Source organism: Nonomuraea turkmeniaca (genome assembly GCF_005889735.1).
Taxonomy (GTDB): domain Bacteria; phylum Actinomycetota; class Actinomycetes; order Streptosporangiales; family Streptosporangiaceae; genus Nonomuraea; species Nonomuraea turkmeniaca.
In genome coordinates, this window is record NZ_VCKY01000574.1 from 1 (window position 1) to 777 (window position 777).

A 777-nucleotide genomic window follows, 5' to 3' on the forward strand; every position below is an offset into this window, starting at 1 on the left:
CCTCGGGATATTGCTGCGTCACCGATCGGCGCAGCATGTGGCGAAGGGTGATCGACAACCCCTTTGCCAGTCCGACTCCAGGAATCCTCCCCATATTCAACATCATGTCGCACTTGGCCGCCCAGGTGAAGGCAAGCACATGGTCCCCAGTTTTTCCACAGCCATCCACAGGTTCGCGGGAGGTTATCCACAAGCTGAGGACATGCCCGGTATGAACCGCGGTAGGGCGATAGTCTCTCGGCCATGCAGCACAGCCATCCAGTCCGTCCCAGTGGCGGGGCGTGGGCGGCCGCCGTCGCGTGGGCCTGCCTGCCCCTGTTCACGTGCGGGCTGGCGACCCCGTTCTCCATCGGGTTCGCGGCGTTCTGGCTGCGTAGCGTGTTCCAGGCCGTCGCGGCCTGCGTTTACCTGGTCTGCGTCGGCCTCTTCATGATCCCGTTGATCGCGTACGAGAACGTCGACGACATCCCCGCGTCACTAGGCGGGCTGGTGACCGTGGGGCTCCTCGTCACCTGGATCGGGGGTGTCATCCACTCCGGGATTCTGGTCCCCATGATGGTGCGCGCGCGGCTCACGGTGCCCGTGCAGCACCCAGGGCACCAGCGATACCGGCAGCCACAGCATCATCAACAGCGCATGCAGCCCATACAGCAGGTGGATCTGCGGCAGCGGACCACGGCGCCAAGCCATCAACGGCGGCCGGGTGAGCCTGAGTGGATCGGGCACTACCGGGTCCTCAAGTCGCTCGGACGTGGTGGGCAGGGGGCTGTTTACCTG

1 pseudogene is annotated in these 777 nt (G+C 65.0%); it reads left to right on the plus strand.

Annotated features, from left to right (window positions below):
• Window positions 1-243: 243 nt before the first annotated feature.
• A pseudogene (locus tag ETD86_RS54600) lies at window positions 244-777 on the plus strand (hypothetical protein); the annotation flags it as partial.